General features: G+C 60.6%; 31 protein-coding genes and 1 tRNA gene. 24 read left to right on the forward strand and 8 right to left on the reverse strand.

Annotated features, from left to right (window positions below; all coding sequences use genetic code 11):
• Positions 1-24: 24 nt before the first annotated feature.
• The 3 genes from HMPREF2716_RS25325 to HMPREF2716_RS25335 are packed head-to-tail and all read right to left on the reverse strand — an operon-like array spanning position 25 to position 2,317.
• Positions 25-393: a hypothetical protein gene (locus tag HMPREF2716_RS25325; protein WP_003453779.1), complete on the reverse strand. Its 369-nt coding sequence runs from the start codon at positions 391-393 to the stop codon at positions 25-27.
• An 11-nt stretch (positions 394-404) separates the two neighbouring features.
• Positions 405-833 (reverse strand): DNA polymerase III subunit chi, encoded by a 429-nt coding sequence (holC, locus tag HMPREF2716_RS25330; protein ID WP_003100593.1) that lies wholly within the window; start codon positions 831-833, stop codon positions 405-407.
• Positions 830-2,317, reverse strand: a complete 1,488-nt coding sequence (locus HMPREF2716_RS25335) for a leucyl aminopeptidase (protein ID WP_070622041.1) — start codon at positions 2,315-2,317, stop codon at positions 830-832. Before HMPREF2716_RS25335 ends, holC begins: the two co-directional genes overlap by 4 nt.
• 336 nt (positions 2,318-2,653) lie before the next feature.
• Here HMPREF2716_RS25335 and HMPREF2716_RS25340 point away from each other — a divergent pair, with 336 nt between their 5' ends.
• From HMPREF2716_RS25340 to lptG, 4 genes are all read left to right on the forward strand, one after another.
• On the forward strand, positions 2,654-3,466 hold the full coding sequence (locus tag HMPREF2716_RS25340) for an AraC family transcriptional regulator (protein WP_003119285.1): 813 nt from the start codon (positions 2,654-2,656) through the stop codon (positions 3,464-3,466).
• 83 nt (positions 3,467-3,549) lie between these two features.
• Positions 3,550-4,473: an alpha/beta hydrolase gene (locus HMPREF2716_RS25345; RefSeq protein ID WP_023517986.1), complete on the forward strand. Its 924-nt coding sequence runs from the start codon at positions 3,550-3,552 to the stop codon at positions 4,471-4,473.
• Between the two features lie 191 nt (positions 4,474-4,664).
• On the forward strand, positions 4,665-5,783 hold the full coding sequence (gene lptF, locus HMPREF2716_RS25350) for an LPS export ABC transporter permease LptF (RefSeq protein WP_003092864.1): 1,119 nt from the start codon (positions 4,665-4,667) through the stop codon (positions 5,781-5,783).
• Entirely contained in the window at positions 5,776-6,843 is a 1,068-nt protein-coding gene (gene lptG, locus HMPREF2716_RS25355; protein ID WP_003092863.1) for an LPS export ABC transporter permease LptG, read from the forward strand. Before lptF ends, lptG begins: the two co-directional genes overlap by 8 nt.
• A 131-nt stretch (positions 6,844-6,974) precedes the next feature.
• On the opposite strand, the gene HMPREF2716_RS25360 is transcribed toward lptG, so the two are convergent.
• Entirely contained in the window at positions 6,975-7,472 is a 498-nt protein-coding gene (locus HMPREF2716_RS25360) for an RDD family protein (protein ID WP_023517985.1), read from the reverse strand.
• 129 nt (positions 7,473-7,601) lie between these two features.
• Between HMPREF2716_RS25360 and HMPREF2716_RS25365 the strand changes: the two genes are divergently transcribed.
• The 3 genes from HMPREF2716_RS25365 (at position 7,602) to HMPREF2716_RS25370 (ending at position 10,912) form a co-directional block, all read left to right on the forward strand.
• Positions 7,602-9,182: an EAL domain-containing protein gene (locus HMPREF2716_RS25365; RefSeq protein ID WP_023517984.1), complete on the forward strand. Its 1,581-nt coding sequence runs from the start codon at positions 7,602-7,604 to the stop codon at positions 9,180-9,182.
• A 646-nt stretch (positions 9,183-9,828) separates the two neighbouring features.
• On the forward strand, positions 9,829-10,014 hold the full coding sequence (locus HMPREF2716_RS29915; RefSeq protein WP_071534032.1) for a DUF4236 domain-containing protein: 186 nt from the start codon (positions 9,829-9,831) through the stop codon (positions 10,012-10,014).
• A gap of 499 nt (positions 10,015-10,513) precedes the next feature.
• On the forward strand, positions 10,514-10,912 hold the full coding sequence (locus HMPREF2716_RS25370) for a hypothetical protein (RefSeq protein ID WP_049859420.1): 399 nt from the start codon (positions 10,514-10,516) through the stop codon (positions 10,910-10,912).
• Between the two features lie 72 nt (positions 10,913-10,984).
• Here the strand turns inward: HMPREF2716_RS25370 and HMPREF2716_RS29495 are convergent, their stop codons facing one another.
• The 3 genes from HMPREF2716_RS29495 to HMPREF2716_RS29220 all read right to left on the reverse strand — a co-directional run bounded on the left by HMPREF2716_RS29495 (position 10,985) and on the right by HMPREF2716_RS29220 (position 12,368).
• Positions 10,985-11,404, reverse strand: a complete 420-nt coding sequence (locus tag HMPREF2716_RS29495; RefSeq protein WP_128623418.1) for a hypothetical protein — start codon at positions 11,402-11,404, stop codon at positions 10,985-10,987.
• Positions 11,405-11,445: 41 nt separating this feature from the next.
• Positions 11,446-11,943, reverse strand: a complete 498-nt coding sequence (locus HMPREF2716_RS25375; RefSeq protein WP_236079805.1) for a hypothetical protein — start codon at positions 11,941-11,943, stop codon at positions 11,446-11,448.
• Between the two features lie 218 nt (positions 11,944-12,161).
• A complete protein-coding gene (locus HMPREF2716_RS29220) occupies positions 12,162-12,368 on the reverse strand; it encodes a DUF4224 domain-containing protein (RefSeq protein WP_023120244.1) in 207 nt (68 codons plus the stop codon).
• 547 nt (positions 12,369-12,915) lie between these two features.
• Between HMPREF2716_RS29220 and HMPREF2716_RS29500 the strand changes: the two genes are divergently transcribed.
• Both HMPREF2716_RS29500 and HMPREF2716_RS29230 read left to right on the forward strand, forming a co-directional pair.
• Complete coding sequence (locus HMPREF2716_RS29500) at positions 12,916-13,965, forward strand: hypothetical protein (RefSeq protein ID WP_023120245.1); 1,050 nt, start codon at positions 12,916-12,918, stop codon at positions 13,963-13,965.
• A 111-nt stretch (positions 13,966-14,076) separates the two neighbouring features.
• Positions 14,077-14,301: a helix-turn-helix transcriptional regulator gene (locus HMPREF2716_RS29230; RefSeq protein WP_031657137.1), complete on the forward strand. Its 225-nt coding sequence runs from the start codon at positions 14,077-14,079 to the stop codon at positions 14,299-14,301.
• A gap of 635 nt (positions 14,302-14,936) precedes the next feature.
• Here HMPREF2716_RS29230 and HMPREF2716_RS25385 read toward each other — a convergent pair.
• Positions 14,937-15,662, reverse strand: a complete 726-nt coding sequence (locus tag HMPREF2716_RS25385; protein ID WP_023120246.1) for an XRE family transcriptional regulator — start codon at positions 15,660-15,662, stop codon at positions 14,937-14,939.
• Positions 15,663-16,290: 628 nt separating this feature from the next.
• Between HMPREF2716_RS25385 and HMPREF2716_RS25390 the strand changes: the two genes are divergently transcribed.
• The 15 genes from HMPREF2716_RS25390 (at position 16,291) to HMPREF2716_RS25455 (ending at position 24,223) form a co-directional block, all read left to right on the forward strand.
• Positions 16,291-16,635 (forward strand): hypothetical protein, encoded by a 345-nt coding sequence (locus tag HMPREF2716_RS25390; RefSeq protein ID WP_023120247.1) that lies wholly within the window; start codon positions 16,291-16,293, stop codon positions 16,633-16,635.
• The gene (locus HMPREF2716_RS25395) at positions 16,632-16,880 is read left to right on the forward strand and encodes a hypothetical protein (protein ID WP_050573016.1); all 249 of its coding nucleotides are present in this window, start codon (positions 16,632-16,634) and stop codon (positions 16,878-16,880) included. The genes HMPREF2716_RS25390 and HMPREF2716_RS25395 overlap by 4 nt, the downstream gene beginning before the upstream one ends.
• Complete coding sequence (locus HMPREF2716_RS25400) at positions 16,877-17,155, forward strand: hypothetical protein (RefSeq protein ID WP_023120249.1); 279 nt, start codon at positions 16,877-16,879, stop codon at positions 17,153-17,155. Before HMPREF2716_RS25395 ends, HMPREF2716_RS25400 begins: the two co-directional genes overlap by 4 nt.
• Positions 17,148-17,870 carry a Rha family transcriptional regulator gene (locus HMPREF2716_RS25405; protein ID WP_043494836.1) on the forward strand — a complete coding sequence of 241 codons (723 nt, stop codon included), beginning with the start codon at positions 17,148-17,150 and terminating at the stop codon, positions 17,868-17,870. The genes HMPREF2716_RS25400 and HMPREF2716_RS25405 overlap by 8 nt, the downstream gene beginning before the upstream one ends.
• 109 nt (positions 17,871-17,979) lie before the next feature.
• A complete protein-coding gene (locus tag HMPREF2716_RS29925; protein WP_043494838.1) occupies positions 17,980-18,213 on the forward strand; it encodes a hypothetical protein in 234 nt (77 codons plus the stop codon).
• Positions 18,210-18,515 carry a hypothetical protein gene (locus HMPREF2716_RS29510; protein WP_070622043.1) on the forward strand — a complete coding sequence of 102 codons (306 nt, stop codon included), beginning with the start codon at positions 18,210-18,212 and terminating at the stop codon, positions 18,513-18,515. Before HMPREF2716_RS29925 ends, HMPREF2716_RS29510 begins: the two co-directional genes overlap by 4 nt.
• Complete coding sequence (locus tag HMPREF2716_RS29240; protein ID WP_023120254.1) at positions 18,472-19,410, forward strand: hypothetical protein; 939 nt, start codon at positions 18,472-18,474, stop codon at positions 19,408-19,410. Before HMPREF2716_RS29510 ends, HMPREF2716_RS29240 begins: the two co-directional genes overlap by 44 nt.
• A gap of 8 nt (positions 19,411-19,418) precedes the next feature.
• Entirely contained in the window at positions 19,419-20,207 is a 789-nt protein-coding gene (locus tag HMPREF2716_RS25420) for an ATP-binding protein (RefSeq protein WP_043494851.1), read from the forward strand.
• Positions 20,204-21,634 carry a replicative DNA helicase gene (locus HMPREF2716_RS25425; RefSeq protein WP_051428827.1) on the forward strand — a complete coding sequence of 477 codons (1,431 nt, stop codon included), beginning with the start codon at positions 20,204-20,206 and terminating at the stop codon, positions 21,632-21,634. Before HMPREF2716_RS25420 ends, HMPREF2716_RS25425 begins: the two co-directional genes overlap by 4 nt.
• Entirely contained in the window at positions 21,631-21,915 is a 285-nt protein-coding gene (locus HMPREF2716_RS25430; RefSeq protein WP_043494841.1) for a hypothetical protein, read from the forward strand. The genes HMPREF2716_RS25425 and HMPREF2716_RS25430 overlap by 4 nt, the downstream gene beginning before the upstream one ends.
• Entirely contained in the window at positions 21,912-22,469 is a 558-nt protein-coding gene (locus HMPREF2716_RS25435; RefSeq protein ID WP_043494845.1) for a hypothetical protein, read from the forward strand. Before HMPREF2716_RS25430 ends, HMPREF2716_RS25435 begins: the two co-directional genes overlap by 4 nt.
• Positions 22,470-23,023: 554 nt before the next feature.
• Positions 23,024-23,117, forward strand: a tRNA-OTHER gene (locus tag HMPREF2716_RS29640).
• 61 nt (positions 23,118-23,178) lie between these two features.
• Positions 23,179-23,514: a phage holin, lambda family gene (locus HMPREF2716_RS25445; protein WP_033867904.1), complete on the forward strand. Its 336-nt coding sequence runs from the start codon at positions 23,179-23,181 to the stop codon at positions 23,512-23,514.
• Positions 23,515-23,574: 60 nt separating this feature from the next.
• Positions 23,575-23,922, forward strand: a complete 348-nt coding sequence (locus HMPREF2716_RS29930) for a hypothetical protein (RefSeq protein ID WP_227343401.1) — start codon at positions 23,575-23,577, stop codon at positions 23,920-23,922.
• Positions 23,915-24,223, forward strand: coding sequence for an HNH endonuclease (locus HMPREF2716_RS25455; protein ID WP_033953336.1), 309 nt, complete (start codon positions 23,915-23,917; stop codon positions 24,221-24,223). The genes HMPREF2716_RS29930 and HMPREF2716_RS25455 overlap by 8 nt, the downstream gene beginning before the upstream one ends.
• Positions 24,224-24,315 lie beyond the last annotated feature (92 nt).

Here is a 24,315-nt window from a genome sequence, read left to right on the forward strand (position 1 = left end):
CGGCGGGCGCCCGCCGCGTCCGGATCAGCCGTTGCGTTGGCCGAGCAGGCGACCCAGGCGGGCTTGCAGGCGGCGGCGCAGTTCGGCTTCGATCTGCGGGGCGAAGTCGTCGATGACTTCCTGCAGGATCAGTTCGGCGGACGCTCGCAACTCGTCGTCCAGGCGCTCCTGTTCGGCGGGCGCCAGCCCTGCCGTGGTGGGTGCCGCGGTCTGCGGCTCTGGCGCGCGCGGGGCGGTACCGGGGGAGACGACGTCGGAGAGCAGGGGAATGTTGTCCGGCTCGAAGGATTCGGTCAGCAAGGGCGGCTCGTTCCGTTCGTAGAGCAGGTCGTGGATCGACTCCAGGTCATCGAGCAACTGCTCCGGGGGTTGTGTCGGTTTGTGGCTGTCCATGGTCGTGCACTTCAGATACGCGGCAGGCGATGGTCCTGTAGAGGATAGCCCTGCTCCCGGTAGAAGCGGAATTTATCCCGTGCCGCCTGGCGGATCGCCGGCTCCTCGACCACCAGTTCGGCCACCCGCGAAAAGTTCGGGACGAAGCCGGGGGCCTCGAGGGTCAGGTTGATCAGCAGGTCGCGATGGTTCCCCGGGGGCTCGCCCAGGCCCAGGGCGACGGGCGCCTCGGCGTCTTCCTCGGCCAGGCTGTGAGGAATGAAGGCCTCGCCGCGGAAGCTCCACAGGCGGCCGTCCAACTCGCTGCGCTGCGCCTCGTCGGCGCAATGCAGGTAGACCTGCATGCCCTGCCGCCAGGCCTTCTCGGCCAGGCGGCAGGCGACCTGCAGGCGCGCCGACGGATCGGCGCTGGGGATCACGTAGAAATCGACCCGGGTCACTTGGCCCGTTCCAGCAGGTACTGGGTCAACAACGGAACCGGGCGGCCGGTGGCGCCTTTGTCCTTGCCGCCGCTGATCCAGGCGGTGCCGGCGATGTCCAGGTGCGCCCAGTGGTATTTCTTGGCGAAGCGCGAGAGGAAGCAGCCGGCGGTGATGGTGCCGGCCTTCGGCCCGCCGATGTTGGCGATGTCGGCGAACGGGCTGTCCAGCTGTTCCTGGTATTCGTCGAACAGCGGCAATTGCCAGGCGCGGTCGTCGGCGAACTCGCCGGCCTTGAGCAGTTGCCTGACCAGCGCTTCGTTGTTGCCCATAAGGCCCGAGGTGTTGCTGCCCAGGGCGACGATGCAGGCGCCGGTGAGGGTGGCGATGTCGATCACCGACTGCGGCTTGAAGCGCTCGGCGTAGGTCAGTGCATCGCACAGCACCAGGCGCCCTTCGGCGTCGGTGTTGAGGATCTCGACGGTCTGCCCGCTCATGGTGGTGACGATGTCGCCCGGACGGGTGGCTCCGCCGCTGGGCATGTTCTCGGCGCAGGCCAGCAGGCCGACCAGGTTGATCGGCAACTGCAGTTCGAGCACCGCGCGGAAGGTGCCGAAGACGCTGGCGGCGCCGCACATGTCGAACTTCATCTCGTCCATGCCCAGGCCCGGCTTGAGGCTGATGCCGCCGGTGTCGAAGGGGATGCCCTTGCCGACCAGCACGTGCGGGGCCTGGTCCTTCTTCGCGCCGTTGTATTGCAGGACGATCAGCCGCGGCGGCTGGTCGCTGCCCTGGGCGACGGCGAGGAACGAGCCCATGCCCAGCTCGCGCAGTTTCTTCTCGTCGAGGACCTCGACCTTCAGGCCCTTGAACTCCTTGGCCAGGCCCTTGGCCTGCTCGCCGAGGAACGTCGGATGGCAGACGTTCGGCGGCAGGTTACCGAGATCGCGGGTCAGGGCCATGCCATTGGCGATGGCCTGAGCTTCCTTGCTGCCTTGCTCGACGGCGGCGCTGTCGGCCTTGTCGGCGAGCAGGGTCAGCTTCTTCAGTTTCAGCGGCTCGGCTTTCTGGCTCTTGTAGCGATCGAACACGTACAGGCCATCGGCCAGGGTTTCCACCAGCAGACGCGCCTTCGCGTGGGCATCGCGGCCTTTCACCGCGAGATCGCCGAGGGCCAGCGCGGCATCGGCGCCGGCCAGGCCCTTGAGGGTCGACAGCACGGCGGAGGCCAGCTTGCGGTACTGGCGGTCGCCCAGTTCGCGCTCCTTGCCGGCGCCGACCAGCAGCACGCGCTCGGCCTTGAGATTGGGCAGGCTCTGCAGGAGCAGGGTCTGGCCGACCTTGCCGGCCAGGTCGCCACGCTTGAGCACTGCGCTGATGGCGCCGCCGGTGGCGTCGTCGACCGCCTTGGCGCTGGCGCCGAGCTTGCGGCCTTCGCCTACGGCGAGCACCAGGGTGGCGGTTTTCAGGGTTTCCGGGCGTACGCTTTTAACAAGGAATTCCATGGAAGAGGTCCCCAATACAGACAGTCGGGATGGCGCAAGGGGCGGCATCCGTTAGCGGTAAGCGATTGTTCCGAGCACGATTCGTCCCGAGGACTGACGGTCGCCGCCGGGGCGGTGACGCAGGCAGCGACAGCTTAGTCGTTGCGGCGGGGGTCGTTCCATGCCGAGGATGGCAACCGAGGTTCTACAGCGCCGGAGCCGGGTTGGCGGTGCCTCCCGGCCGTTGCCGCACATGGTCGCACAACTGCGGCGTGTCTGGCACGACTGTGTACGCATGGGAACCCGCGGCCATGCCGCGTCCCTATAATGAACGTTTCGTTCCGCAGGAGTCGCACCGTGCCCGCCAGCAAACCAGTCGCGGATCCCGCCCGGAGTACCGACCCACGCGATTACCAGCGAGTCGGCCGGCCGCTCGGGGTCATGGCCAAGACCTTTCCGGCGGGGTTCGTGGTCGCCGAGCACCGGCACGAGCGGGCGCAGTTGATCCATGCCCTGTCGGGCGTGATCGAACTGCATGTCGGTCGCACGCTATGGCTGGTCCCGCCGCAGCGCGCGGTATGGATGCCGGCGGGGATGGCGCACGCGATGCTGGCGCGCGGCGAGGTCCGCTTGCACACTGTCTATGTCCGGCCGCAGTCCTGCCCGCCGGAATTCCCCCGGGTGCCGCGCGGAGTGATGGTCAGCCCATTGTTGCGCGAGTTGATCGTGCGCGCCGCCGGCCTGCCGTTGTTGTACGACGAGCGCGGCCGGGAGGGGCGGTTGATGGCGGTGCTGCTGGACGAACTGGAGTGGTCGCGGGAACAGCCCCTGGCCTTGCCCGACCCCGCAGACCGACGCCTGGGAAGAATCTGCCAGGCGCTGCTGGAGAACCCGGCCGACCCTCGCGGGCTGGAGGAGTGGGCGCGCTGCGTGGGGGCGTCCTCGCGGACCCTGGCACGGCTGTTTCTCTCCGAACTGGGAGTGACCTTCGTCCATTGGCGCCACCAGGTGCGCCTGGCCGCCGCCCTGCCACGCCTGGCGGCTGGCGAAGCGGTGGCGCGGATCGCCGTGGATCTCGGCTACCAGACGCCCAGCGCATTCAGTGCCATGTTCCGACGCCTGACCGGGAGCACGCCGAGCCGCTACTTCGCCTTGTCCGATTCGGCGTAGCCTTCGTCCGTTGGCGGACGGCGTCGACGCGGCAGGATTCCTATGCTGGGCCCGTTTCCAGACGACCGCCCCGGGAGGCAAGCATGCAACGACTGAACGTGGAATTCCGCTCCGAGGGTGTCGCCCTGCGCGGCTGGCTGTATTTGCCGGAAGCGCGTGCCGAGCGGCCGGCGATCGTCATGACGCACGGTTTTTCCGGGGTGAAGGAGCAGTACCTGGGCCGTTACGCCGAGGTATTCGCCGCCGCCGGCTTCGTCGTGCTCCTCTACGATCATCCGAACTTCGGCGACAGCGACGGCGAGCCGCGCCAGGAAATCGATCCGGTGATGCAGCGTCGCGGCTATCGCGACGCGATCACCTGGTTGGGCGCCCAGGCACGGGTCGACGCGAGGCGCATCGGCATCTGGGGAACCAGCTACAGCGGCGGACATGTGCTGGAAGTGGCCGCACTGGATCGGCGGGTGAAATGCGTGGTGGCGCAGGTGCCGACCGTCAGTGGCCATGCCTCGGCGTTGCGCCGGACCCGCGCCGAGCAGTTGCCGGCATTGCTGGCAAGCTTCGACGCGGACCGCCAGCGGCGCTTCGAGGGCTTGCCGCCGGCGCTGTTGCCGGCGGTCGCCGCGAGCCCCGACGAGCCTTGCGCGATGGCCGGCGCGGACGCCCACCGGTTCTTCACCGACAGCGCGGCGCTGGCACCGAACTGGTGCAACCGGGTGACCCTGCGTAGCGCCGAGCTGGCGCGAGAGAACGAGCCGGGCATTCACATTGGGCGGATCAGCCCCACGCCGCTGCTGATGATCGTCGCCGACCGGGACCTGCTTACGCCCACGGACCTTTGCCTGGAGGCCTACCAGCGGGCGTTGCCGCCCAAGCGGCTGCTGATGCTCGCCGGCGGCCATTTCACGCCGTACATCGAGCATTTCGACGCCACCAGCCAGGCTGCGGCAGACTGGTTCGTCCGTCATCTCGGAGAGGGCGGCGAGCAGCCAGCGACAGTCGTCGAATAAATCGGCAAGCGCTGAACGAGCGTTCGCCTCGACGGTCTATCGGGCTCTTGGTTCGGCCTGCGCAGTGACAGGCCCGCCGAATCGCAGGATAATGCCGGCTATTTTCTCCGCGCCATGCCGCCATGGCCGGAAACGCGTGATGACGGGGCCGACGGGCCCCGTCAGAGCCTGGCAACCCAGGAGTGTCCGGATTGATCGTTTTCCGTTATTTGTCCCGTGAAGTGCTGGTCACCATGAGCGCCGTCAGCGCCGTGCTGCTGGTGATCATCATGAGTGGCCGTTTCATCAAGTACCTGGCGCAAGCGGCGCAGGGGTTGCTCGACCCCGGTTCGCTGTTCCTGATCATGGCGTTCCGGATTCCCGGCTTCCTGCAGCTGATCCTGCCGCTTGGCCTGTTCCTCGGCATCCTGCTGGCCTACGGGCGACTCTATCTGGAAAGCGAGATGACCGTGCTCTCGGCGACCGGCATGAGTCAGAAGCGCCTGCTCGGCTATACCATGGCCCCGGCGCTGCTGGTGGCGATCCTGGTGGCCTGGCTGAGCCTGTTCCTGGCGCCCCAGGGCATCAACCAGTTCGCCCTGCTGTTGAACAAGCAGGATACCCTGACCGAGTTCGACACCCTGGTCCCGGGCCGTTTCCAGGCAATGCGCGACGGTACCCGGGTGACCTATACCGAGGAACTGTCGAAGGATCGCGGCGAACTGGCCGGCATCTTCATTTCGCAGAAGGACCTCAACAGCAGCAACCAGGAACGCGGCATCTCCATCCTGGTGGCGGAGAAGGGCACCCAGAACATCCAGGCGGATGGCAGCCGTTACCTGATCCTGCACAACGGCTACCGCTACGACGGCAATCCCGGGCAGGCCAACTACCGGGCGATCCAGTACGACACCTATGGCGTGATGCTGCCCAAGCCCGAGGCCAGCAGCGAGGTGAGCGAGCGTGACGCGGTGCCCACCGCCGACCTGTTCGGCAGCGACAACCCACGCTACCAGGCCGAATTGCAGTGGCGCCTGTCGACACCGCTGCTGGTATTCGTGGTGACCCTGCTGGCGGTGCCGCTGTCGCGGGTCAACCCACGCCAGGGGCGCTTCCTCAAGCTGCTGCCGGCGATCCTCCTTTATATGGGCTACCTGGCCCTGCTGATCGCTGTCCGTGGCCAGCTGGACAAAGGCAAGATCCCCATGGCCATCGGCCTGTGGTGGGTCCACGGACTATTCCTGGCGATCGGTCTTCTTCTGTTCTACTGGGAACCCTTGCGCCTGAAGCTGGCGTCCTCCCGTGCCGGTCGCGAGGTGGCGCATGGTTAAGCTCGATCGTTACATCGGTGTCACCGTCTTCGTCGCGATCCTCGCGGTGCTCGGGGTGATCCTCGGCCTGGCGCTGCTGTTCGCCTTCATCGACGAACTCAACGACATCAGCGCCAGCTACGGCATCGGCGACGCCCTGCGCTTCATCTTCCTCACCGCGCCACGGCGCGCCTACGACATGCTGCCGATGGCGGCGCTGATCGGCTGCCTGGTCGGCCTCGGCACCCTGGCCAGCAACAGCGAACTGACCATCATGCGCGCGGCCGGGGTATCCCTGTCGCGGATCGTCTGGGCGGTGATGAAACCGATGCTGGTGCTGATGCTGGCCGGCATCCTGGTTGGCGAGTACGTCGCGCCCTGGACCGAGAACATCGCCCAGAGCGGCCGCGCCCTGGCCCAGGGCGGCGGCGATTCGCAAAGCTCCAAGCGCGGTCTGTGGCATCGCCAGGGGCGCGAGTACATCCACATCAACGCGGTGCAGCCCAATGGCGTGCTGTACGGCGTGACCCGCTACCGCTTCGACGAGCAGCGTGGCCTGGAATCGGCCAGTTTCGCCAAGCGCGCGCGCTTCGAGACCGATCACTGGCAACTGGAAGAGGTCACCACCACCTTGCTGCATCCGAGGGAAAAGCGTTCCGAGGTGGTCAAGCTACCGACCGAACGCTGGGATGCCCAGCTCAGCCCGCAACTGCTGAACACTGTGGTGATGGAGCCCGAGGCGCTGTCTATCAGCGGTCTCTGGCAGTACATCCACTATCTCGCCGACCAGGGCCTGAACAACAACCGCTACTGGCTGGCGTTCTGGACCAAGGTCCTGCAACCGCTGGTGACCGCCGCGCTGGTGCTGATGGCGATTTCCTTCATCTTCGGTCCGTTGCGCTCGGTGACCCTGGGCCAGCGGATCTTCACCGGCGTGCTGGTGGGCTTCGTCTTCCGCATCGCCCAGGACCTGCTCGGACCCTCCAGCCTGGTGTTCGACTTCCCGCCGCTGCTGGCGGTGGTGATCCCCGCCTCGATCTGCGCACTGGCGGGTGTCTGGCTGCTACGCCGGGCGGGCTGACAGGCCCGGCAGGCCGGGTATGAAAAAAGGCCACCCACGGGTGGTCTTTGTGCTTCCTTGTCGCGTCGGGCTGGAGCCTGGCCGTCGGCGCGACAAAGGCCAAAACAGCGCGTTCTGCGGACCTGTTTCGCTCACTTCTTGTGAGTGTTCTTCGGCAGCCTGACCACCTGGCTCTCCGAATAGCGGTCGTGCCAGGTACGCTTGTCCTTGTCCCAGAGCATCCAGAGGAAGCCGAGGCCGAGGCACAGCCAGGAGGCGATGGCGATCATGAAGCGCAGCAGCGCCTGGAGCAGGCTGATGGCGCTGCCGTCGCGGTTCTGCACGCGCAGTCCCCAGACCTGCATGCCCAGGGTCTGGCCGTTGTGGGTCCAGAATTTGGCGAAGAAGCCGAACAGGGCGAACACCAGCAAGGTCGAGAGCAGCGGGTCGCCGATCAGCGCGCCGCGGTCGGCCAGTTCGCGCAGATGGTCGCTGCCGTAGATCAGTCGAAGGATGCCTTGCTGGTAGACCAGGGTGACCACCATCATCAGCGCCACGCAGAGCAGGAAGTCATAGAACATCGCCGCCAGGCGGCGGATCAGACCGGCAGGGGCATAGACGCCCTGGGGAGAAAGCATGTGTTTCGGCATCGGCGTGTTCCGTGCGGGGCAAAGCCGGGGATTATACGTCCATCCGCAGCTTGCGCCGCCCACCCGGGCAACGCTTTTCCCCGGCTGTTCTAGTCTTTGCGCAGACCCCAATCATTACGAGTCTTTTCTATGCCGATTCCGGTGAAGCGAGCCAGGAGAAAGGCGCTCCGGCTGTCGTTGTCCGTGCTGGTCGGGGTGATGCCGATCGTCCTGGGGCTGCTCATCCTCTACTGGCAGGCCGAGCGAAGCCTCCAGGAGACGTCCGAGCAGGCAGCCGGGAATGCGGTGCGGCAGTTCGAACGGATGCTCGACAACGCTGCGTTGGCGGCGCGCAAGGTCATGCCGGTGGCGGGGCGTCCTTGTCCCGAGGCCGAGCTGGCGCTGCGCGAGCAAGTGGCGATCATGCCGTTCGTGCGCTCGGTCAATTTGACGCGCGACAATACGATCTATTGCACGTCGTTGTTCGGCGGCTTCGACGAGCCGGTGCGGATCGAGAACTATGTCGACGGACGCCTCCTGCTGATGCCCGGCAACCAGGTCACGCCGGACGCCGCGCTGCTGGTCCTGCGGGACTTCGACGGCAAGCGCGGGGTATTGGCGGCGATCGACGGGCGCTACTTGAGCTACGTACTGGACCTCGTTGACCGACGCAGCCGCCAGGTGCTGGTGGTCGGTCCCAATTGGCTGGATGCCGAGGGCCGCACTCACCGCGACGCGCCGCCCACCTATGAGGTCGCCGCCGTATCGCTCGCTTCGCAGCGTTATCCGTTGCGGGTGCTGTCGGGCTTCCCCGAGGGCGAGGAATGGCGATCGATCCGCTCGCAGAACCCGGCGATGTTCGGCCTGCTACTGTTCTTCGGACTGCTGGCCGGCACTCTGTGCTACTGGCTATCCAGGCGGGTCGCCTCGCCCAGCAGCGAACTGCGCCGGGCCCTGGAGGCCAACGAGTTCATTCCCTACTACCAGCCGCTGAGTCTCGGCCAGGGTGGACGCTGGATAGGCGTCGAGGTGCTCATGCGCTGGCGTCATCCGCGCGAGGGACTGATCCGGCCCGACCTGTTCATACCTTTCGCCGAGCGCTCGGGACTGATCGTACCGATGACGCGCGCGCTGATGCGCCAGGTCGCGGAAGACCTCGGCGGGCATGCCGGGAAGCTGGAGCCGGGCTTCCACATCGGTTTCAACATCAGCGCCACCCATTGCCACGATCTGGCCTTGGTGGACGACTGTCGCGAGCTGTTGGCGGCGTTTCCGCCCGGGCACATCACCCTGGTCCTGGAGCTGACCGAGCGCGAGCTGATCGAGTCGAGCGAAGTCACCGACCGCCTGTTCGACGAATTGCATGCCCTGGGAGTGAAGATCGCCATCGACGATTTCGGCACCGGACATTCCAGCCTGGCCTACCTGCGCAAGTTCCAGGTGGACTGCCTGAAGATCGACCAGAGCTTCGTCGCCCGCATCGGCATCGATACTCTTTCCGGGCATATTCTCGACAGCATCGTCGAGCTGTCCGCCAAGCTCGACCTGGATATCGTCGCCGAAGGCGTGGAGACCCCCGAGCAGCGTGACTACCTGGCCGCCCGCGGGGTGGATTACCTGCAGGGCTACCTGATCGGCCGGCCGATGCCGCTGGAGAGTCTGCTTTCCAGCCTGACTGTGCAGGAAGGGCAGGGGGCTTCCGTCGTCGCACTTCCGGCGGACCGAGGCTAGCGGCTGAAAGTCCCGCGCCAGGGGCGAGCTGCCAGCTTATTCGTCACGGATGAGCAAAAGACTCGCAGACCGAACAGGTGCAAACCGCCCCTGGCGCGACAAGAAGCCCGCATCCGCGGGGCTTCTTTTTGGCGTCGGCTGTGGTAGATTTTTTTCGCCGAGCTGGGAAGACAGCAGCTCGGGTAAAAGGCAGCGTCTCGACTCCAGCGCTGCCTTTTTTTATTTGCAGGCCGGATCAGCCAGATCGCGGACAACAAAAAACCGGCGCGAAGGCCGGTTTCTCTGCTGTCCTGTGCTCCCCTGGAAACGCTTGGGAAGTCAGGATGGTGCTCGGGAGGGACTTAAATTAGATTTATATCTATTTGAAAATAAAGGTATAAATATATTTATGTTTTTGTAATACCCCCATTCATACCCCCATGTCGAAAGTTGCTCGATCGCCAGGCTCACTTTGCTGGAGTGGTTGCGACTCCTACAGATTGAGCCGCGCCCGTATATCTACAGAAGCCTTGTCTCAGGCCGTTTGACTAGAGTCTTCGTTGGGCAATGTCTCACCATATCGGATAGGGACACCAATGTGAGCTACGCTCAGCAGCGCGCAGTTGGCTACAGGTGATAGCCGTCGGTAGGTGCAAAGGGGTCTGCAATGGCAATCAGGTTTAGGAAGTCAATCAAGGTAGTCCCAGGCGTCCGCCTGAACATCAGCAAAAGTGGGGTGAGTACGTCTGTTGGTGGTAAGGGGCTCACTGCCAACGTCAGTAAGAGCGGCGTGAGTACTTCGATTGGCAAGAAGGGGCTCACCGCTAACCTGAGCAAGAAAGGCCCCGGGTGACCGCTGGCATTCCCGGCAGCGGACTATCTGCTTCGAAGCTATATCCAAAGGCAAGCGGACAGCCGACCGCGGCGCCGAATCCTGGGTCGGCGGATGGCTGATCGTGATCTTGATCTCCGTCACGGTTGCGGCGTGGCTGGTGCTGCGATGACTTGCTGTACAGGCATCCACCATTGCAGTTGAACTGTATAGTAGCTATACAGGTGGTGACGCGTGTACAATCTCGCGCCCACGTCCAGAACCTCAGACAAGCTGAGGTGTCTGACATGGAGAGGCCTAGATTTTGGCCTTAGGAAAGGAGTCAGGAACCCATTGAGGGTCCAGATCATGCATTATCAGTTCGTAGGCCGTATGCCCCAGCGTGAACGACTCAGCAACGAAGATGTCACCTTTGACATTCATCGCATGCGCGCATCCGTACAAAGCGGACACGTTGTCGTTCCCAGCGGCCTCACTGCCGACGAGGTCGTAAAATGGATTTGCGAGCAGTCGGGAAAAAATGTCACTGATCGTCCAACTGAGTGACCACTTCAAACGGCTTTATGCGAATTTCCCTCGGCAGGATCAGCAGCTGATTGCGGAATTCATCGTCCACTGCCAAGTGCACGGATTGGTGAACCTCGAAGGCAAGCTTGCGCGAACGTCTAACGTGCCTGGGGTTGATCCCGATTATCACGCCAAGCGCCAGTTCGCGATCGATAACTACTTGTGGCATTACCACATCGGAATCCCCTATTACCAGGCGGCTCGGAATCAATTCATTAGCTATAAGACATCCGATTGGGTGGTGCATTTCCAACGGTTCCCGGGGAATAAGGAAATTCGGTTGGTGGATTATGGCTTCCACGATCCAATGCACATGCCTAAGCCTGAGTACTTCGTTTTTACCAACAGCTGAGCCCCGCACCCGCGGGGCTTTTCGTTTCTGAGATCCCTTCCCTCCCGGCTCAGTACTGAGCGGATGAGCGCCTCACCCCGGCGCTGAACTCGATACAGCGCCGTCTTTCCCTGCATGCTTCCTGTCGCCATCATAGCCCCGCCGCCAAACGGACTTTCGTTTCAGCTTAGAGCTTGTCCAGCCGCCTTTTCCTTTAGCCTTCATGACCTCGTAGTTTCTGCGAGCCCGATCAATGATTGCCGGTACTAGTGGATTACCGCCGTCGTCCATGAGCACCTCAGCGAAGGTGCATCTGCAGCCATCAGTGAAATCTGTGGTCTCCAGCCATTGCCTAACCTCATCGGTGGTGAACAATTTGCCGTGGCGTTGAGCATGAGAGGGCTGTGTGCCTGGCTTCAATGCTGAAAGGTGCAGAATCATCACCTTTGTACCGTAAGTGCGGCTATTCGCATCGACTTGGCCTAACCGTTCGAGCCAGTTCCTCTTATCCATACTCGTCCTCCAAGACGACTACCCACGTACTGTCCTATGACCTACAGCGAGGATGGGCTGATCCCGATTCGCTTTAGTGACTCTGCTAGCGATGGATCGATGAGCACTTCACCCGTGGTCGAGGCTGCCTGATTGATGCCTACCGTTCGGTATTTCAGCGTAGTTCCTGAGAGCATTTGCTTCAGGATCTTCTTAGCCTTGTCGCCGCTAGTTACGGTATAGGGGCTCATCGCTTGGGCCATGCTCGTCATAACCTGTGCTTGAGCATTTTTTACGATCTCAGCTTGGTCAGGAGGGAGATTCATAGAGTATTGAGGAGCTTCCGGCATCATGCTGACCGGGGTTTCTTGAGGAGTAATGGTCCAAGCCTCATTCTGGTCGACTCGGAGTTGAACGGTACCTACAGGTATCTTGTAACGGCCGCCGGACATGAGCCCTACATAGATTTCCTCGCCTTCTTTACGCACGACGGGATAGTAGTGCACTGACCTGGTGATCACTGAGTTGGATGTAGAGAAGTCGCCAGTTGTGACCATCATGGTCGTTTTGTCAGTGAATTCATCGGTTGTGCTAGTCGCTTGCCATATCGGGCCGGTAGAGCAACCGAACAAGAACAGCGCCGATGCTAAAGCAATGTCCGTTTCATCACCTTCTCCAGTAGCCTAGCGAAGGGATTGTAGCAGGGTGATATCATCCGGCTTGCCGTCAACTGACTGGTAGGGCAGCGGTTTATCTCCTGGTCAAGGCTGCGAACACCCTAACAAGCTTTGTTCGACACCCACCTCGGTCGCGCTTCTTCTACCTGTGGAGTGCCCGTGACGGCATAAACCGTTACTGCCGGCCAGCCGTTTTGCTTGATAGTGTGACGCACCCCATTTCTGCGGAGGTTCTCGATCTGACCGGCCTTCGTTTTGGCCCCCGTCAGTTCGCAGACCTCCTCGTGCGATAGAAACTCGATTGGCATTACTCCTCCCTCTGCTTGGATCATTTCCGTCCCTACTGGTCGTGGCGGTTCCTGCCGTGGCCTGCCGACCTTCGGAGGCTTATGCTCTCCCGCCTCATATTCGCGTAGGAACTCTCTCACCGTCTCCAGCCTCCAGCACACCCTAGTGCCCTGTTTGAAGAACGGCGGCAGCCAGTCAGGGCGAGACTGAATTGCGCTTCTGATTGATGATTCTGTGCGGCCCAGAAGCTGAGCAAGCTGGGGGACGTGGATGATTTCTGGCTCCATTGCGTACCTCCTTGTGACGAAACATGCCGGCACTGGTTGAGTGGGTTACACCTCCGAGAAGAGGAAGGCAGCTTTGGCTTGTCCGGGAAGAGATTCCGAAGGCCAGTGCCATACACGTCCACCCCTACGGCGGTGGCATGCCTTGACCTGTTCGCGAGAAGTCCAAGTGTATTCCCAACCATTCCCGACGATTCCCCTTTGCTCCGCTACCATTGGCCGCTAACATTGGGCCATTACTGTGGATTTATCCATTACTTTTGCAGATGAAGCAGGGGGCAGGATGCAATCGCGTTTCGGGCGCATTCCGCTGGATCGAATTATCACCGAATGGACTGAGGAGCACCCGATCAACCCGCGCTTGTTAGCCGGTGAGGTGGCCGGCCTGCTTCGCTCGATGTCACCTGTCGATCAACCTATTCAGGAGGCATTTGTTTCAACTCTCCTGATATCTCCTACTTCCAACGGTGGCACCGTTACGATTGGTGCGCTTGCTGATTACTTCGATAGTGCCAGCCAAGGAAAGCCACCCCAAAACATCATCACAAAGGCCGGTATTGCGCCCATTTCTGCTGTGTCCGTCTGGCGCCAGTGGATGAATAGCTTGGCTGTAGAGGCGACAGAGCGGGCCTTACAGGTAGCGGGATTTGCCGTTCCAGCTAATGACTCTCAGGCGGCCATTATGGCTGTTAACGCTTCGCCAAAAGTTCATCATGACAGCCAGTTACCTCCTCCTTCCGGTAGTGAGCCCGGCTATCTCAAGCTGCGTCAGGCTCAGCAGCGTCAGGAAGGCGAACGAAGTGCAGCCGAGCGGCTTGATGAGTGGCAACGTAAAGCTCGACGACTCGAGGCAGAGAATGCCACTCTCTCGGGGCGATTGGCTCTTTCTGAAGCGGACTTAGACGCCGAGCGGGAAGCGAGAGGTGCCGAACGTATAGCTCGTCTGGCCGCGGAAGAAAAGTTAGAATCAGCACAAGCTGCAGCAGCAACTGCTGTTGGGAAAGTAGCGGCGGATTTTGCAGATCTACAGCGTCCACTCAAAGAAGTGGCGGCGTTTCTCAAAAGTGTCAAAACGTCAAAGGATAGCGTTTCAAACTCAACAGATCTCTTGGTTATAGCTGGGCTGCTTGAGCTGCTGCTGGACCGAAACCGTCCTAACTATACTCAAGGTAGTGCCGCGGATGCTATTGCCATTAAAGGTTGGTACGGAGCGGGTAAACGAAATGTTAACGCAGCGTTTGCGGCTGCCAAAGTGGCTGCGAAAGAGGCTAGCAAAGAGGCCAGGTCTAAAGCGCTAGACATGCACGGAAGTAACGCCCCCCAATCTGATTGATCCTAAATTTTGCAATTGCAAAACTAGGGTTTGCAGTTGCAATGCCCCTCGAGGCGTCATCGCTTAGCATAGTCATCGTTGTTACCAGTATTGCCCCGGAGGGCGCAGACGATGGCAAGCACACTCAGTAGGGTCCAACCTGTTAGTCGTTTTATTAAGCGACGCGTTGTAGAAGAAATCACAGGCCTTTCGTGCTCTGAGATTTACCGTCGTATAGCGGCTGGATCCTTCCCTGGTCAAGTAACCCTAGGGCCAAGGTCCGTCGTTTGGATTGAGGCTGAGATACACGCGTGGTGTGACGCACGCATTGCCGAAAGTCGCGGTGAGGTTGCTTGATGGATGCTGAGAATGTCTATGGTGGAATATGTAATAGTGCCCCATACTTCTCTTACAGGCGGACGTGAAGATATGAGCTTTGTCGCTGATGAGTGTGTCTTATATTTCTGTATTCAGATTGAGGGAGGGGAATGTTTCCCATATGGTGTCTGTGGCCCGTTCAGGACTTATCTCGAGGCGCAGCAGGCCTTACTTTTCCTAGTTGATAGGAATTCTAGCGAACGGTTTCGTATATGTGAGGCAGGGTGGTTTGATTCGCCTCTTGAAATTAAGTGGGATCGTCGATTTGAATAGACTATGCTCTGCTCTGAGAAGTTGTGCTGAGTATTGTCAGGATCGCTACTTCGCTTGAATAGTAACTGTTGGTGGCGCTTTCCTAATTGGATAGCTTCTTGAGGAAGCATTTTTCGGGGCTCATCAAAATTTCGGTAACCATGTGAATACGAAGCTCATCAACTTTCCGATATTTTTGGCAGCTATATTGCCCGCTAAGTACACTGTTGTCTCTACCTCTCACGGGCAAGACCTCCTTACTAGCATTCATGTGTCTGACGGGGATCACATCACTTTTCAAGACGCCTTACGCTAACGATGGTGTAAGGGGTTAATCTATTGAAAAATACTCTTATGTATTTTTAGATGAATGACGCGAACCAGAACACCCTTCCGATGATCGAGAGTTCCTGGCTTGCCATTTCGGACGGAGTGTATTCCTCATCCGGATGCTCGTCTCGGTTGAAACTGCGGAGCCTAATCCCGCCACCAGGAAGGCGGTACAGAAGCTTCACTCTCAGCAAACCATCATGTAGGAGGGCATAGATCTTGCCATCGATCACCCCTTTCTCGGTAGTAGCCACCGCGACGGTGCTCCCATCCTTGAGGACTGGTTCCATACTGTTTCCCCTCACGACAATACACAGTGCTTCCTGTGCCTGGACTCCATGCCGTCTTAGGGTGCTTTTGCTAAAGCGAAGAGCTGGACGCGACTCGGAGCCCGCTGAGTGAGCGCCGTCATGGCCTGCTACTAACTCAACCTCGCGGAGGAAGGGAATGGTTACCTCATCACCTTCGCTTGAAGCCACGTCATCCCATTCTGTAACTCGCCCTATCTGCCCTGGTTCAGAGTAGAACTCCCTTTCCGCTGGGGATTGAGTATCTGAAGCCTTACCTGACCAAAGGTGTTCAGGGGGACAGCCAAGGACCTTTGCCAAGCTATCAATGGTTTCTCTTCGTGGGTTTCTAGAGGCGCCCGTGATGATCCGGTGCACTGTCGGTTGTGGCACCCCCGAGCGTCTGGCCAGTTCCGCCGGAGTCCATTCCTTCAGCCGCAGCATTTCTTTAAGGCGATCAGAGACTTGCATATCTACTCCTTAGCGAATTACGAAAGTGTATTGCGCCATTGTATGCGTTAGGGTATTTTAAAAATACATTTGCGTAAGTGAGGCGGTATGGATATCAAAAACATGCTTGAGGCCCTTATCGCTCAAGGGCTCTCACAGAGTGAGATCGCGATCACCATCGGAGTAAGCCAGCCGACGATTCACCGAGCGCTCCGCGGACGTCAGGTCATATACGAAACAGGTAAGGCTCTTGAACGGCTATACGCTTCAAGATGCATGGGTCGAAATAGCCAACCTTTCCGCCATGAACGCATTTCTTCTGAGTGTGGCCAAGCGATAGCGTTCACCGAGAGGGCCTCTTGAGGGCCTTCGTTTACGCAGGATTTTTGGATATCTCTAGAAGGGTGCAGGCGACCTGCACAGCATCGCCAGTGAATGGGAGCTTGCACTTGAAAATATCTGATACGCGCGTTCGCGCCCCTTCATTAGAGCCGCCCTGACCCAGGGGTTGCGCTTTTCAAAATGCATGGAGGATAGGGATTGTCCTGTCCCCATACAGCAAAAAGCCCCGCTTCCGCGAGGCCTTTGGTCGGTAGTCGTTGCAGCGACTGCCTAGCTATCAATTTGTCTTTCGAAGGACGAATTAACTATGTCACAGCAAAACACCACCACGCAACCCCTGAACACCATGACCATGGCTAGGGGTATCTACTTCAACCTCGACGACGCCGAGAGCCTCTTGTGCATCAGGGAGGGGCAGAAAGTTGATGAGGCTTTGAAGGTCGCTCAGACCCTTTCGTCCGGAGTGCATCAACTTGCACTTCGGCTGAGCGCTGCCGTTGATGATGGAAATTCGACTTTCATTGCGGAGCTTGAGGCTCTAGCTCTGCTCAGTTGCATCAGTTCCAGCTTGGTTTCTGCTTCCCGCTGCAGTGTCGCGGCCCAATCCGAACGTTACGAAAACGTGTCGCGACACAAAGGCGGTGAAGCATGAGCTCGCTCGGGTTGAAAGTGTCTCCGCTGCCTCCCATGGAGTTTTTCGAGGTCCTCCCTTCGCTGACTATCGAAGCCGCTCTGAGGCAGGCAAGCAATATCAATCACAGCGTTTCGGATCTGCTTAAAGCGTGCACCGAGCGCGGCGAGCTGATGAATTTAGCCGCTCTCGAGCTTTGCTCTCGGTTGGCTGCCGAACTGCTTGACGCCTCAGTCGAGGCTCTGCGGAAGGAGGCTCAGCAATGAGGGCCACACTGGGTATCAGATTCCGGGCGACTAGGCCGGTTGATCTTTCGAAGGGAGAACAGAAAACGAATGTCCTGTGCGTGATGGACGACATTGATGCCGACCTTGCACTGGACAGCGCGGTCGACCTGCTTGACGCGATTCAAGGAGGGCTTCTCGACATCCTCGACGAGCCGAGCGTTAGTAGTCGCGTAGCTCTACTGCTTCATGCGGCCGAGACAGCTACAGCCCTGGTCCGTGCTGCCTTGGAGGGTGGGGAGGTGGCCAATGATTAACCTAACCACCATCGGCGGCCAGCCCGTCACCATGAGCAGCCGCGAGATCACGGAGCTTACCGGGAAGCAGCACAAGCACGTGATCCGTGACATCCGGGAAATGCTTGATGCGCTGGAAAAAGATGGTCCAGTTTTGGGCCATGTCCGGGAGGACAAGGACAGCCGTGGTTACACGGAGAGTTTCCACCTCGACCGCGAGCTGACTGAAACCCTGGTCACCGGCTATAGCATCCCTCTGCGGCACAAAGTGATCCGCCGCCTACATGAGCTCGAAGAACAGGTAGCCCAACCAGCTATTCCACAAACCCTCCCCGAGGCACTGCGCCTCGCCGCTGACCTGGCAGAGGAATGCCAGCAGCTCGCCGCCGAGCGCGACCACGCTGTCAAGACCAAGGCGCAAATCGGCAGCCGCCGAGAGGCTCAGGCGATGGCCAAGGCTTCCTCGGCAGTGCGCCAGGTCCAGCGCCTGAACGACGAACTGGGACACGGCACTCGTTTCGCCACTGTCACGGCTGTCGAGATCGCTGCTGGCGAGAAATTCCCCATCAATGCTTACGTCCCCCTGCGCAAGTGGTGCCAGACCTATGGCATTCAGCCTGAGGACGTTCCTGACCGGCGTTATGGGAAGGTCAAGGCATGGCCGGCAGCTGCATGGCTGGCCGTTTACGGCATCGATCTGACGTTCCTCTTCGGCGCTTCTGGAGCACAAGCATGATCAAGCTAACCGACGAGCAGTCGCATCTTATTCAGTTCGCCGAGGCGGTGGTTGACTACAAGTGCAAGCTGCGGACCTTGGTGCCGCGCCTGGAGAGGGAGGGCAAGACATGAGTGTCGCCAAGACTCGCCCCGGGCTAAGTCTCCCCAGTCACGACGGCCGCCCGGTGATCGCCGGGCCCTGGCCTTCATACCGCCAATTCCGCGACCTGCCTGAGCGTGAGCGCTGGGTGCTCTACGGACACGCCAAAGCGTCCCGTGAATGTCTCGAGGAGCAGGGGCTAGTCATGGCGGAATCCTATGATGCCTTTGTAAGGCGTGTGACTGAGGAGCTCGACATATGAACAACGTAGTTCATCTGCCTGTTCAACCGCCGACGATCAGTCAGTTGGAGGCTATGTCCAGTGACACCTTGGCTTTTCGCTGCTGGATGGATGTTGCCATGGTGTTTGAGACCTTTTCGTACCTGGGGGCAAGCCGATCCGAGCTCGACGAGGCCTATCACCAACTGGGTGAGGCGTCACTTGCGTTGAGCGTTCTTGCCGCCAGGCTGAAGGGCGTCCAGCGGGGGCAACTGCCAGACCTAGTTAGGGGGGGGAGTAATGGCTCGCGCACGGAACATCAAACCCTCGTTCTTCAAAAATGAGGATCTGGCCGACCTAGAGCCATTCGACCGCTTGTTGTTCATTGGTTTGTGGTGCTTGGCAGACCGAGAGGGGCGACTGGAGGACCGGCCACGCCGGATCAAGATCGAACTGTTCCCCGGGGATAGCTATGACGTGGAGATCGGCCTGACCAACCTGCAAGGGAAGGGATTTATTGAGCGCTACCAGGCCACAGGTTTCTCGGTGATCTCGCTGCCGAACTTCACTCGCCACCAGTCCCCGCATAGCACTGAAAAGGACAGTGAGTTACCCGACTGTAACGGTTATCTCACTGTGAACGAGCGCGCGCGGGGGAAGGTTGTTCCCGGTAAGCAACGGTTGGTGCATGCGGAAACTGGCGCATGCGCGGATGCAAATAACAGTGCTTTAACAGTTAAAACACCAGAGCAGTCGCAGCCGGAACCTGTGGATGCATCAACCCATAACGCCCTGATTCCTGATTCTCTGAATCCTGATTACCTGAATCCTGAAGAAGATCAAGAGCAGGCGCCCCAACAGCGTCGCCACTCTCCTGAGCCAGGGAATGATCAATCGGCGGAAAAGCCCAAGCGAGGTTCCCGCTTACCGGAAGACTGGACCTTGCCTGTTGACTGGCTGACCTGGGCGCTGACTGAGCGGCCGGAGTTCGGCGAGGCAGCTATGCGCAGGGTCGGTGATAGCTTCGGTGATCACTGGCGATCCGTAACCGGGAAGAACGCGACGAAGCTCGACTGGTTCGCGACCTGGCGCAACTGGGTGCGAAACCAACGGCCTCCGTTCGGCGCGCAGCGCGCTGGGCCTCCTCCTGCTTCGCCCCATCTGGGCCTCGACCAGACCAACCACGAAGAGGGCCTGGAGCGCCAGGCCGACGGCACCTACCGAATTGCGAGACCATGACCATGACCATGACCATGACCAAAAACCAAGTGAAAACCAGGGACGAGACCTGCCCCGTTCATGGCGGCTTCGAGAGCAAGCAGCAGGAGCAGTTCGACGGCGGGTTCGTCTGGACGGGATGCTGGCGCTGCGAGTTCGAAGCTCGCAAATCATCCGATCCGGAGGTTCGCTCCAAGGCTCAGGCTGCGCGTGATGCGCGGATGGTCAATGCCGCGTTGCTGGAGAGCCAGATACCGCCGCGCTTCCGACCGGCGGCCCTGGAGAACTACCGCACCGACTTCGCACCGGACCAGCAGTCGCCAGTCCTGGCTCGCTGCAAGGCTTACGCAGACGACTTCGCCTCGAACTGGAAGGTTGGTCGCTCGCTGATGCTGCTGGGCACCATGGGAACCGGGAAGACCCACCTGGCCTGCGCGATCATCCAGCAGGTGCTGCGCACCGAAGGTCTGGCTGGCGCGACTGCGCGCTACATCACCGCACCCGACCTGATCCTGGGCGTGAAGGACACGTTTGGGCGGAAGGGTAAGAGCGAGTCCGAGGTCTACGAGAGTCTGCACGCTCCGGACCTGTTGGTGATCGACGAGGTAGGCGCCCAGCACGGCACCGACTTCGAGCGTCAGGTACTGTTCCAGGTCGTCAATGGCCGCTACGAGCGCCTGCTTCCGACCATCCTGATCAGCAACTTGAGTCTGGTCGATATCCGGCGGTTCATCGGGGATCGCGTGATTGATCGGCTCTGCGACGCTAACGGCGAGGTGGTGCTGTTGCGCTGGAAATCCGTGCGAGGTGCGGTATGACCGGATACCTCGACATGCACGATATCCCTGTGATGGGCTACGAGGTGCCAGAGTCGAAGCTCTACAGCCACGAAGCCGAGTATGCGGTGATCGGCGCCATGATCCAGAGGGGTGACCTGATCGAGGACATGGGCGCCAAGCTGGAGGCTTCGGACTTCCACCACCCCGCTTGCGCGGAACTGTTCGAGTTACTGCTGACTTGCCAGGCGAAAGGCATCGCGGTCGACATCGTGACCCTCTACGAGGCGCGGGCTCAACTGGCGGACGGGCAGAGCACCCTGCAGGTCGCCGCCCACCTGGTGAATAACACCCCAAGCATCGCGAACGCCGATGAATACGCCCGGATCATCAAGCAGCGGTCGGTGGCGCGCCGGGTGATCGCCGCGGCCGAGGTCATGAGCCAGCGTCTGCAGGATGGCGAACCGCTGGATGAGGTTCTGAGCCAGGGCCAGCAGGCATGGGTTGCCCTCGAGGCCGAGGGGCTCGACTCCCGGCGCCGGTACCGCTTCATCGGTGAGGTGCTGCCGGAGGCCATTGACGGCATCGACAGGCGATTCAACCGTGAGGTGAAGCTGGGGTACGACACCGGCCTGCCCTCGTTGGACTCCTTCATTCCGGGCATCTGTCCCGGCCATATGGTGGTTGTGGCCGGCGAGCCGGGCAGCGGCAAGACCACGCTTGGCCTTGGGTTCGCCGAACGGGTGGCGTTGGCGTGCAACGAGCCCGCGCTGGTGTTCAGCCTGGAGATGACCGATGTCGAGTTGGCCAACCGCGTGCTGTCATCGGTGGGCAGCGTTCCGCTCAAGCACATTGCTGAAGGACACTCGATGGCCGATTCAGACTGGCCGGGCCTGACTGGTGCGGTGAACAAGCTCAACCATGCCCCGCTGATCCTCTGTGATGACGCTTCACTGACGCTCCGGGATATCCGCCAGATCTGCCGGACGGTGAGGCGCGAGCATGGCCTGGGCTTGGTTGCCGTCGACTACATCGGCCTGATCAAGGGCGAGCAGCGGACCGCGAGCCGCTACGACGTGGTGACCGAGATCAGCAAGGGCCTGAAGCGCCTGGCCAAGGAGCTGGGCGTACCTGTGGTGGTGCTGGCGCAGCTCAACCGTGGGCCGAAGGCGCGGGGCAACAAGCGCCCGACCAAGAGCGACCTGCGCGACTCCGGGCAGATCGAGGCCGATGCCGATGTGGTTGTGCTGGTCCACCGGGATCAGGAAAGCGACGCCGGCAAGGCCGGCATTACCGAGCTGATCGTCGACAAGAACCGGCACGGGCAGGTTGGCGTGGCGCACGTTCAGCACCAGGGTCAGTTCCATCGGTTCGTGGAGATTATCGGCGGCTATCAGCCCAGCGATGAAGAAGTCGAGATGGCCAGACCCTACAAGGGCCGGCAGTACGGTAAGGGGAGAGCGGCATGAGCAACGTACAACCGATCGCACCTCGGAAGGCCATGACCAGGCTAGAGCGCGAGTTCCTCAAGCTGGCGGGTCGGGAACTGGCCCAGGCGAAGATCGGAGGCGCAGCCGCCCTTGCTGCCCTGGTGGTCATGATCGCCAACTGGCACGGCGACCGCGGCACTCTGGGCTTTCACGATTACGCCCGGCTCTGGCTACAGGACGGCAACGCAAAGGGCGCCGCTTCGGAAACGCTGCTGCGTGATCTGTTCGGCCTGAACGGCAAGCCGAAGGAGGGTGCATGACTGGGATCTACCGTGATGTGATGCCGGCGATCGTTCGTGTCCTAGCAGCCGATGCCATCGACAACACCGCGAAGATGAACTGGAACAGGCTGATTGATCGAAAGGTCGACGGCGGCTTTCGGGCGCTGCTTTCTGCTCAAGACCAGTTCGAGTTCGATTGCATTCTGCACGCACTGCTGCACCGGGAGCTTTCGCCGGGCGAGTGGGACGTGCTGCATGCTCGCTACTCGACGAATAACGGCCGTCGACTTCAGGCGATAGGGCGCTTGGTTCCGCGCATCCAGACCCCGGCGCCACACCTGTTCTTGACCAGGGCCGTCTCCGCCTGGGCAATTCCGAAGATGAAGGGGAAGGAGGGGAAGCGCTCCACTGATGTGCTGATCCTGTCCGATGAGTATTACGACATGAACCAGTGGGATACCGAGGCTCGTCCTGACTCGACCCGCAACAGGTGGCGCCGCGATATCCGCAAGCAACTCGAGCAGCTTGAGGAGGAGGCTCTGGTGCATGTGACCGAAATACTTGATCGAGAGAAACTGCTCGATGTGGCTTGACGGATGTGATCGGATGGGCGTAATTTACCCACATCTGTTGATCCGTGCGCGCTAAGCCAGATCGACACCGAAACCCGGCCTTCGCGCCGGGTTTTTTCATTCGAAGGTCGAAACTCGGTAGACGGCAGTCTCACCTGCCACATCGGGCTGTAAGCAAAGTGATGGGTTACCGACCCACAAGACCTTCACCCTTGCGATAATGACCATCTTGAGGCCGAGAGGTGGTCCAATGAGAAATCCTGATATCAAGGTCGTAAAGCTTGAGGGTGACAGCTTGCCGTACTCCGTGCGGTTGGCTGGCCACTCAGTCTGTTACGTAGTTATGCATGGTTTCGACCTGAGAAGTGATTTCCTCTATACGGCAGAAGAAGCTGAGGCTGTGGCTGACACCGTGCAGCAGGAGATCTTTGGCGAGTTGAGATCGATGCTGGGATCTGTCCGAGGGAAATGATCGCTCAATGCAGGTGGAGCGCAGGATGCGCACAGGGGTAGTGGCCCCTAACCACCCGCACCTATTCCGGAGCCCCGCCATCGAGCGGGGTTTTGCTTTCTGCGGAAGCTGTAGACCACCGGTAGGTTGCCAGCCTCACCAGCCTCACCAGCCTCATAAGCTGGAGATACGGGGTTCGACTCCCTGCGCTGCTACCACTCCCCAAGCCCCGCCGAGTGCGGGGCTTTTTCATTTCCGCCCCGCCGAGGGGATATCGAGATGTCAAACATGCCCGACAAACCGGAGACATGGGCGTTGGTGCTCGCCTGGTTGAGCCAACATGCTCCAGTGCTGTACGCCACTGGTCTCTCGTTCGTGATGGCTGCGATCCGGATCATCTATGGCGGCGGTACTCGTCGCCAGGCGATCCTCGAAGGCGCTATTTGCGGATGCCTCACGGTGACTTTGATCAGTGGCTTGGAGTTTTTTGGCTTGCCTCAGTCGCTTTCCACCTTCGTTGGTGGGTGGGTTGGGTTCCTGGGCGTTGAGAAGATCCGGGCGCTGGCCGACCGTTACGCCAACTTCAAGCTGCCTAGCAGCAAGGCGGGTGAGTGATGGCCTGCAAGCGCTGTGAGGAAACCCGTGCCTACATCCTGGCCAATCTGAGGATCATGTATGAGCGAGCGACCCTGCGAAAGAGAAAAGCCAGTGTTGGTGGTGAAGATGGATCGGCTACTGGACAAAGAGCAGCAAGCGGCGTTCGCAAAGGACGTTGAACGGGGAGCCGAGCGTCTTGGTATGAGTGCTCTGCTGCTGACTGGCGGGGCTGATGCGCACATTGATCGGGACCTGCGCCCTCTGCTGGTTGACATGGTTGCCGAGCAGCGCAAGACCAACGACCTGCTCACCGCGCTGATCACTGCGATGGCAGATGAAGGCGCTGTCGATGTCGAGGCCGAGAGCATCATCACGCATGACCTGTCAGGCAGGCCGCTGAAGAAGCCGGGCGGTCACCATGGCTAAGATCCCGACACTGGCGCCTCGGCTGCAGCAGGTCGGCTCCAAGCTGAAGGCAACGGCCAGCACCAGCGAGCGACGAATGACCGGAAGCAGGCTGCAGAAGCGCCGCTACCGGCTGTGGCTGGCTTCACCTCAGTGCGCCGAATGCGGCGTGATGGTGGCATACCCTGGCGGCTTCGAACTGGACCACAAGGTCCCGCTCTTCCAGGGCGGCGAGGACACGGAAGAGAACTGTCAGATCCTCTGCTGCGGTCCCGGAAGCTGCCACGACCGCAAGACGCGGACCGATGGGGGGGCAGCATGAGTCCGACGTCTCCCTGACTTCTGCACCAAATTGGTGCGAAAAATCGCCCCAGAGGGGAGGGGTGGGTCAAAACTCTGAAAAGTCATCGCACT

It is taken from the genome of Pseudomonas sp. HMSC076A11 (assembly GCF_001810205.1).
GTDB lineage: Bacteria > Pseudomonadota > Gammaproteobacteria > Pseudomonadales > Pseudomonadaceae > Pseudomonas > Pseudomonas aeruginosa.

What these genes read in the sequence shown, in the direction of transcription:
- HMPREF2716_RS25325 (WP_003453779.1), bottom strand. Translation starts at nt 393, where the DNA reads ATGGACAGCCACAAACCGACACAACCCCCGGAGCAGTTGCTCGATGAC.
- HMPREF2716_RS25335 (WP_070622041.1), bottom strand. Translation starts at nt 2,317, where the DNA reads ATGGAATTCCTTGTTAAAAGCGTACGCCCGGAAACCCTGAAAACCGCC.
- HMPREF2716_RS25345 (WP_023517986.1), top strand. Translation starts at nt 3,550, where the DNA reads ATGCAACGACTGAACGTGGAATTCCGCTCCGAGGGTGTCGCCCTGCGC.
- lptG (WP_003092863.1), top strand. Translation starts at nt 5,776, where the DNA reads ATGGTTAAGCTCGATCGTTACATCGGTGTCACCGTCTTCGTCGCGATC.
- HMPREF2716_RS25360 (WP_023517985.1), bottom strand. Translation starts at nt 7,472, where the DNA reads ATGCCGAAACACATGCTTTCTCCCCAGGGCGTCTATGCCCCTGCCGGT.
- HMPREF2716_RS25365 (WP_023517984.1), top strand. Translation starts at nt 7,602, where the DNA reads ATGCCGATTCCGGTGAAGCGAGCCAGGAGAAAGGCGCTCCGGCTGTCG.
- HMPREF2716_RS29915 (WP_071534032.1), top strand. Translation starts at nt 9,829, where the DNA reads ATGGCAATCAGGTTTAGGAAGTCAATCAAGGTAGTCCCAGGCGTCCGC.
- HMPREF2716_RS25370 (WP_049859420.1), top strand. Translation starts at nt 10,514, where the DNA reads ATGTCACTGATCGTCCAACTGAGTGACCACTTCAAACGGCTTTATGCG.
- HMPREF2716_RS29495 (WP_128623418.1), bottom strand. Translation starts at nt 11,404, where the DNA reads ATGGATAAGAGGAACTGGCTCGAACGGTTAGGCCAAGTCGATGCGAAT.
- HMPREF2716_RS25375 (WP_236079805.1), bottom strand. Translation starts at nt 11,943, where the DNA reads ATGATGGTCACAACTGGCGACTTCTCTACATCCAACTCAGTGATCACC.
- HMPREF2716_RS29220 (WP_023120244.1), bottom strand. Translation starts at nt 12,368, where the DNA reads ATGCCAATCGAGTTTCTATCGCACGAGGAGGTCTGCGAACTGACGGGG.
- HMPREF2716_RS29500 (WP_023120245.1), top strand. Translation starts at nt 12,916, where the DNA reads ATGCAATCGCGTTTCGGGCGCATTCCGCTGGATCGAATTATCACCGAA.
- HMPREF2716_RS29230 (WP_031657137.1), top strand. Translation starts at nt 14,077, where the DNA reads ATGGCAAGCACACTCAGTAGGGTCCAACCTGTTAGTCGTTTTATTAAG.
- HMPREF2716_RS25385 (WP_023120246.1), bottom strand. Translation starts at nt 15,662, where the DNA reads ATGCAAGTCTCTGATCGCCTTAAAGAAATGCTGCGGCTGAAGGAATGG.
- HMPREF2716_RS25390 (WP_023120247.1), top strand. Translation starts at nt 16,291, where the DNA reads ATGTCACAGCAAAACACCACCACGCAACCCCTGAACACCATGACCATG.
- HMPREF2716_RS25395 (WP_050573016.1), top strand. Translation starts at nt 16,632, where the DNA reads ATGAGCTCGCTCGGGTTGAAAGTGTCTCCGCTGCCTCCCATGGAGTTT.
- HMPREF2716_RS25400 (WP_023120249.1), top strand. Translation starts at nt 16,877, where the DNA reads ATGAGGGCCACACTGGGTATCAGATTCCGGGCGACTAGGCCGGTTGAT.
- HMPREF2716_RS25405 (WP_043494836.1), top strand. Translation starts at nt 17,148, where the DNA reads ATGATTAACCTAACCACCATCGGCGGCCAGCCCGTCACCATGAGCAGC.
- HMPREF2716_RS29925 (WP_043494838.1), top strand. Translation starts at nt 17,980, where the DNA reads ATGAGTGTCGCCAAGACTCGCCCCGGGCTAAGTCTCCCCAGTCACGAC.
- HMPREF2716_RS29510 (WP_070622043.1), top strand. Translation starts at nt 18,210, where the DNA reads ATGAACAACGTAGTTCATCTGCCTGTTCAACCGCCGACGATCAGTCAG.
- HMPREF2716_RS29240 (WP_023120254.1), top strand. Translation starts at nt 18,472, where the DNA reads ATGGCTCGCGCACGGAACATCAAACCCTCGTTCTTCAAAAATGAGGAT.
- HMPREF2716_RS25420 (WP_043494851.1), top strand. Translation starts at nt 19,419, where the DNA reads ATGACCATGACCAAAAACCAAGTGAAAACCAGGGACGAGACCTGCCCC.
- HMPREF2716_RS25425 (WP_051428827.1), top strand. Translation starts at nt 20,204, where the DNA reads ATGACCGGATACCTCGACATGCACGATATCCCTGTGATGGGCTACGAG.
- HMPREF2716_RS25430 (WP_043494841.1), top strand. Translation starts at nt 21,631, where the DNA reads ATGAGCAACGTACAACCGATCGCACCTCGGAAGGCCATGACCAGGCTA.
- HMPREF2716_RS25435 (WP_043494845.1), top strand. Translation starts at nt 21,912, where the DNA reads ATGACTGGGATCTACCGTGATGTGATGCCGGCGATCGTTCGTGTCCTA.
- HMPREF2716_RS25445 (WP_033867904.1), top strand. Translation starts at nt 23,179, where the DNA reads ATGTCAAACATGCCCGACAAACCGGAGACATGGGCGTTGGTGCTCGCC.
- HMPREF2716_RS29930 (WP_227343401.1), top strand. Translation starts at nt 23,575, where the DNA reads ATGAGCGAGCGACCCTGCGAAAGAGAAAAGCCAGTGTTGGTGGTGAAG.
- HMPREF2716_RS25455 (WP_033953336.1), top strand. Translation starts at nt 23,915, where the DNA reads ATGGCTAAGATCCCGACACTGGCGCCTCGGCTGCAGCAGGTCGGCTCC.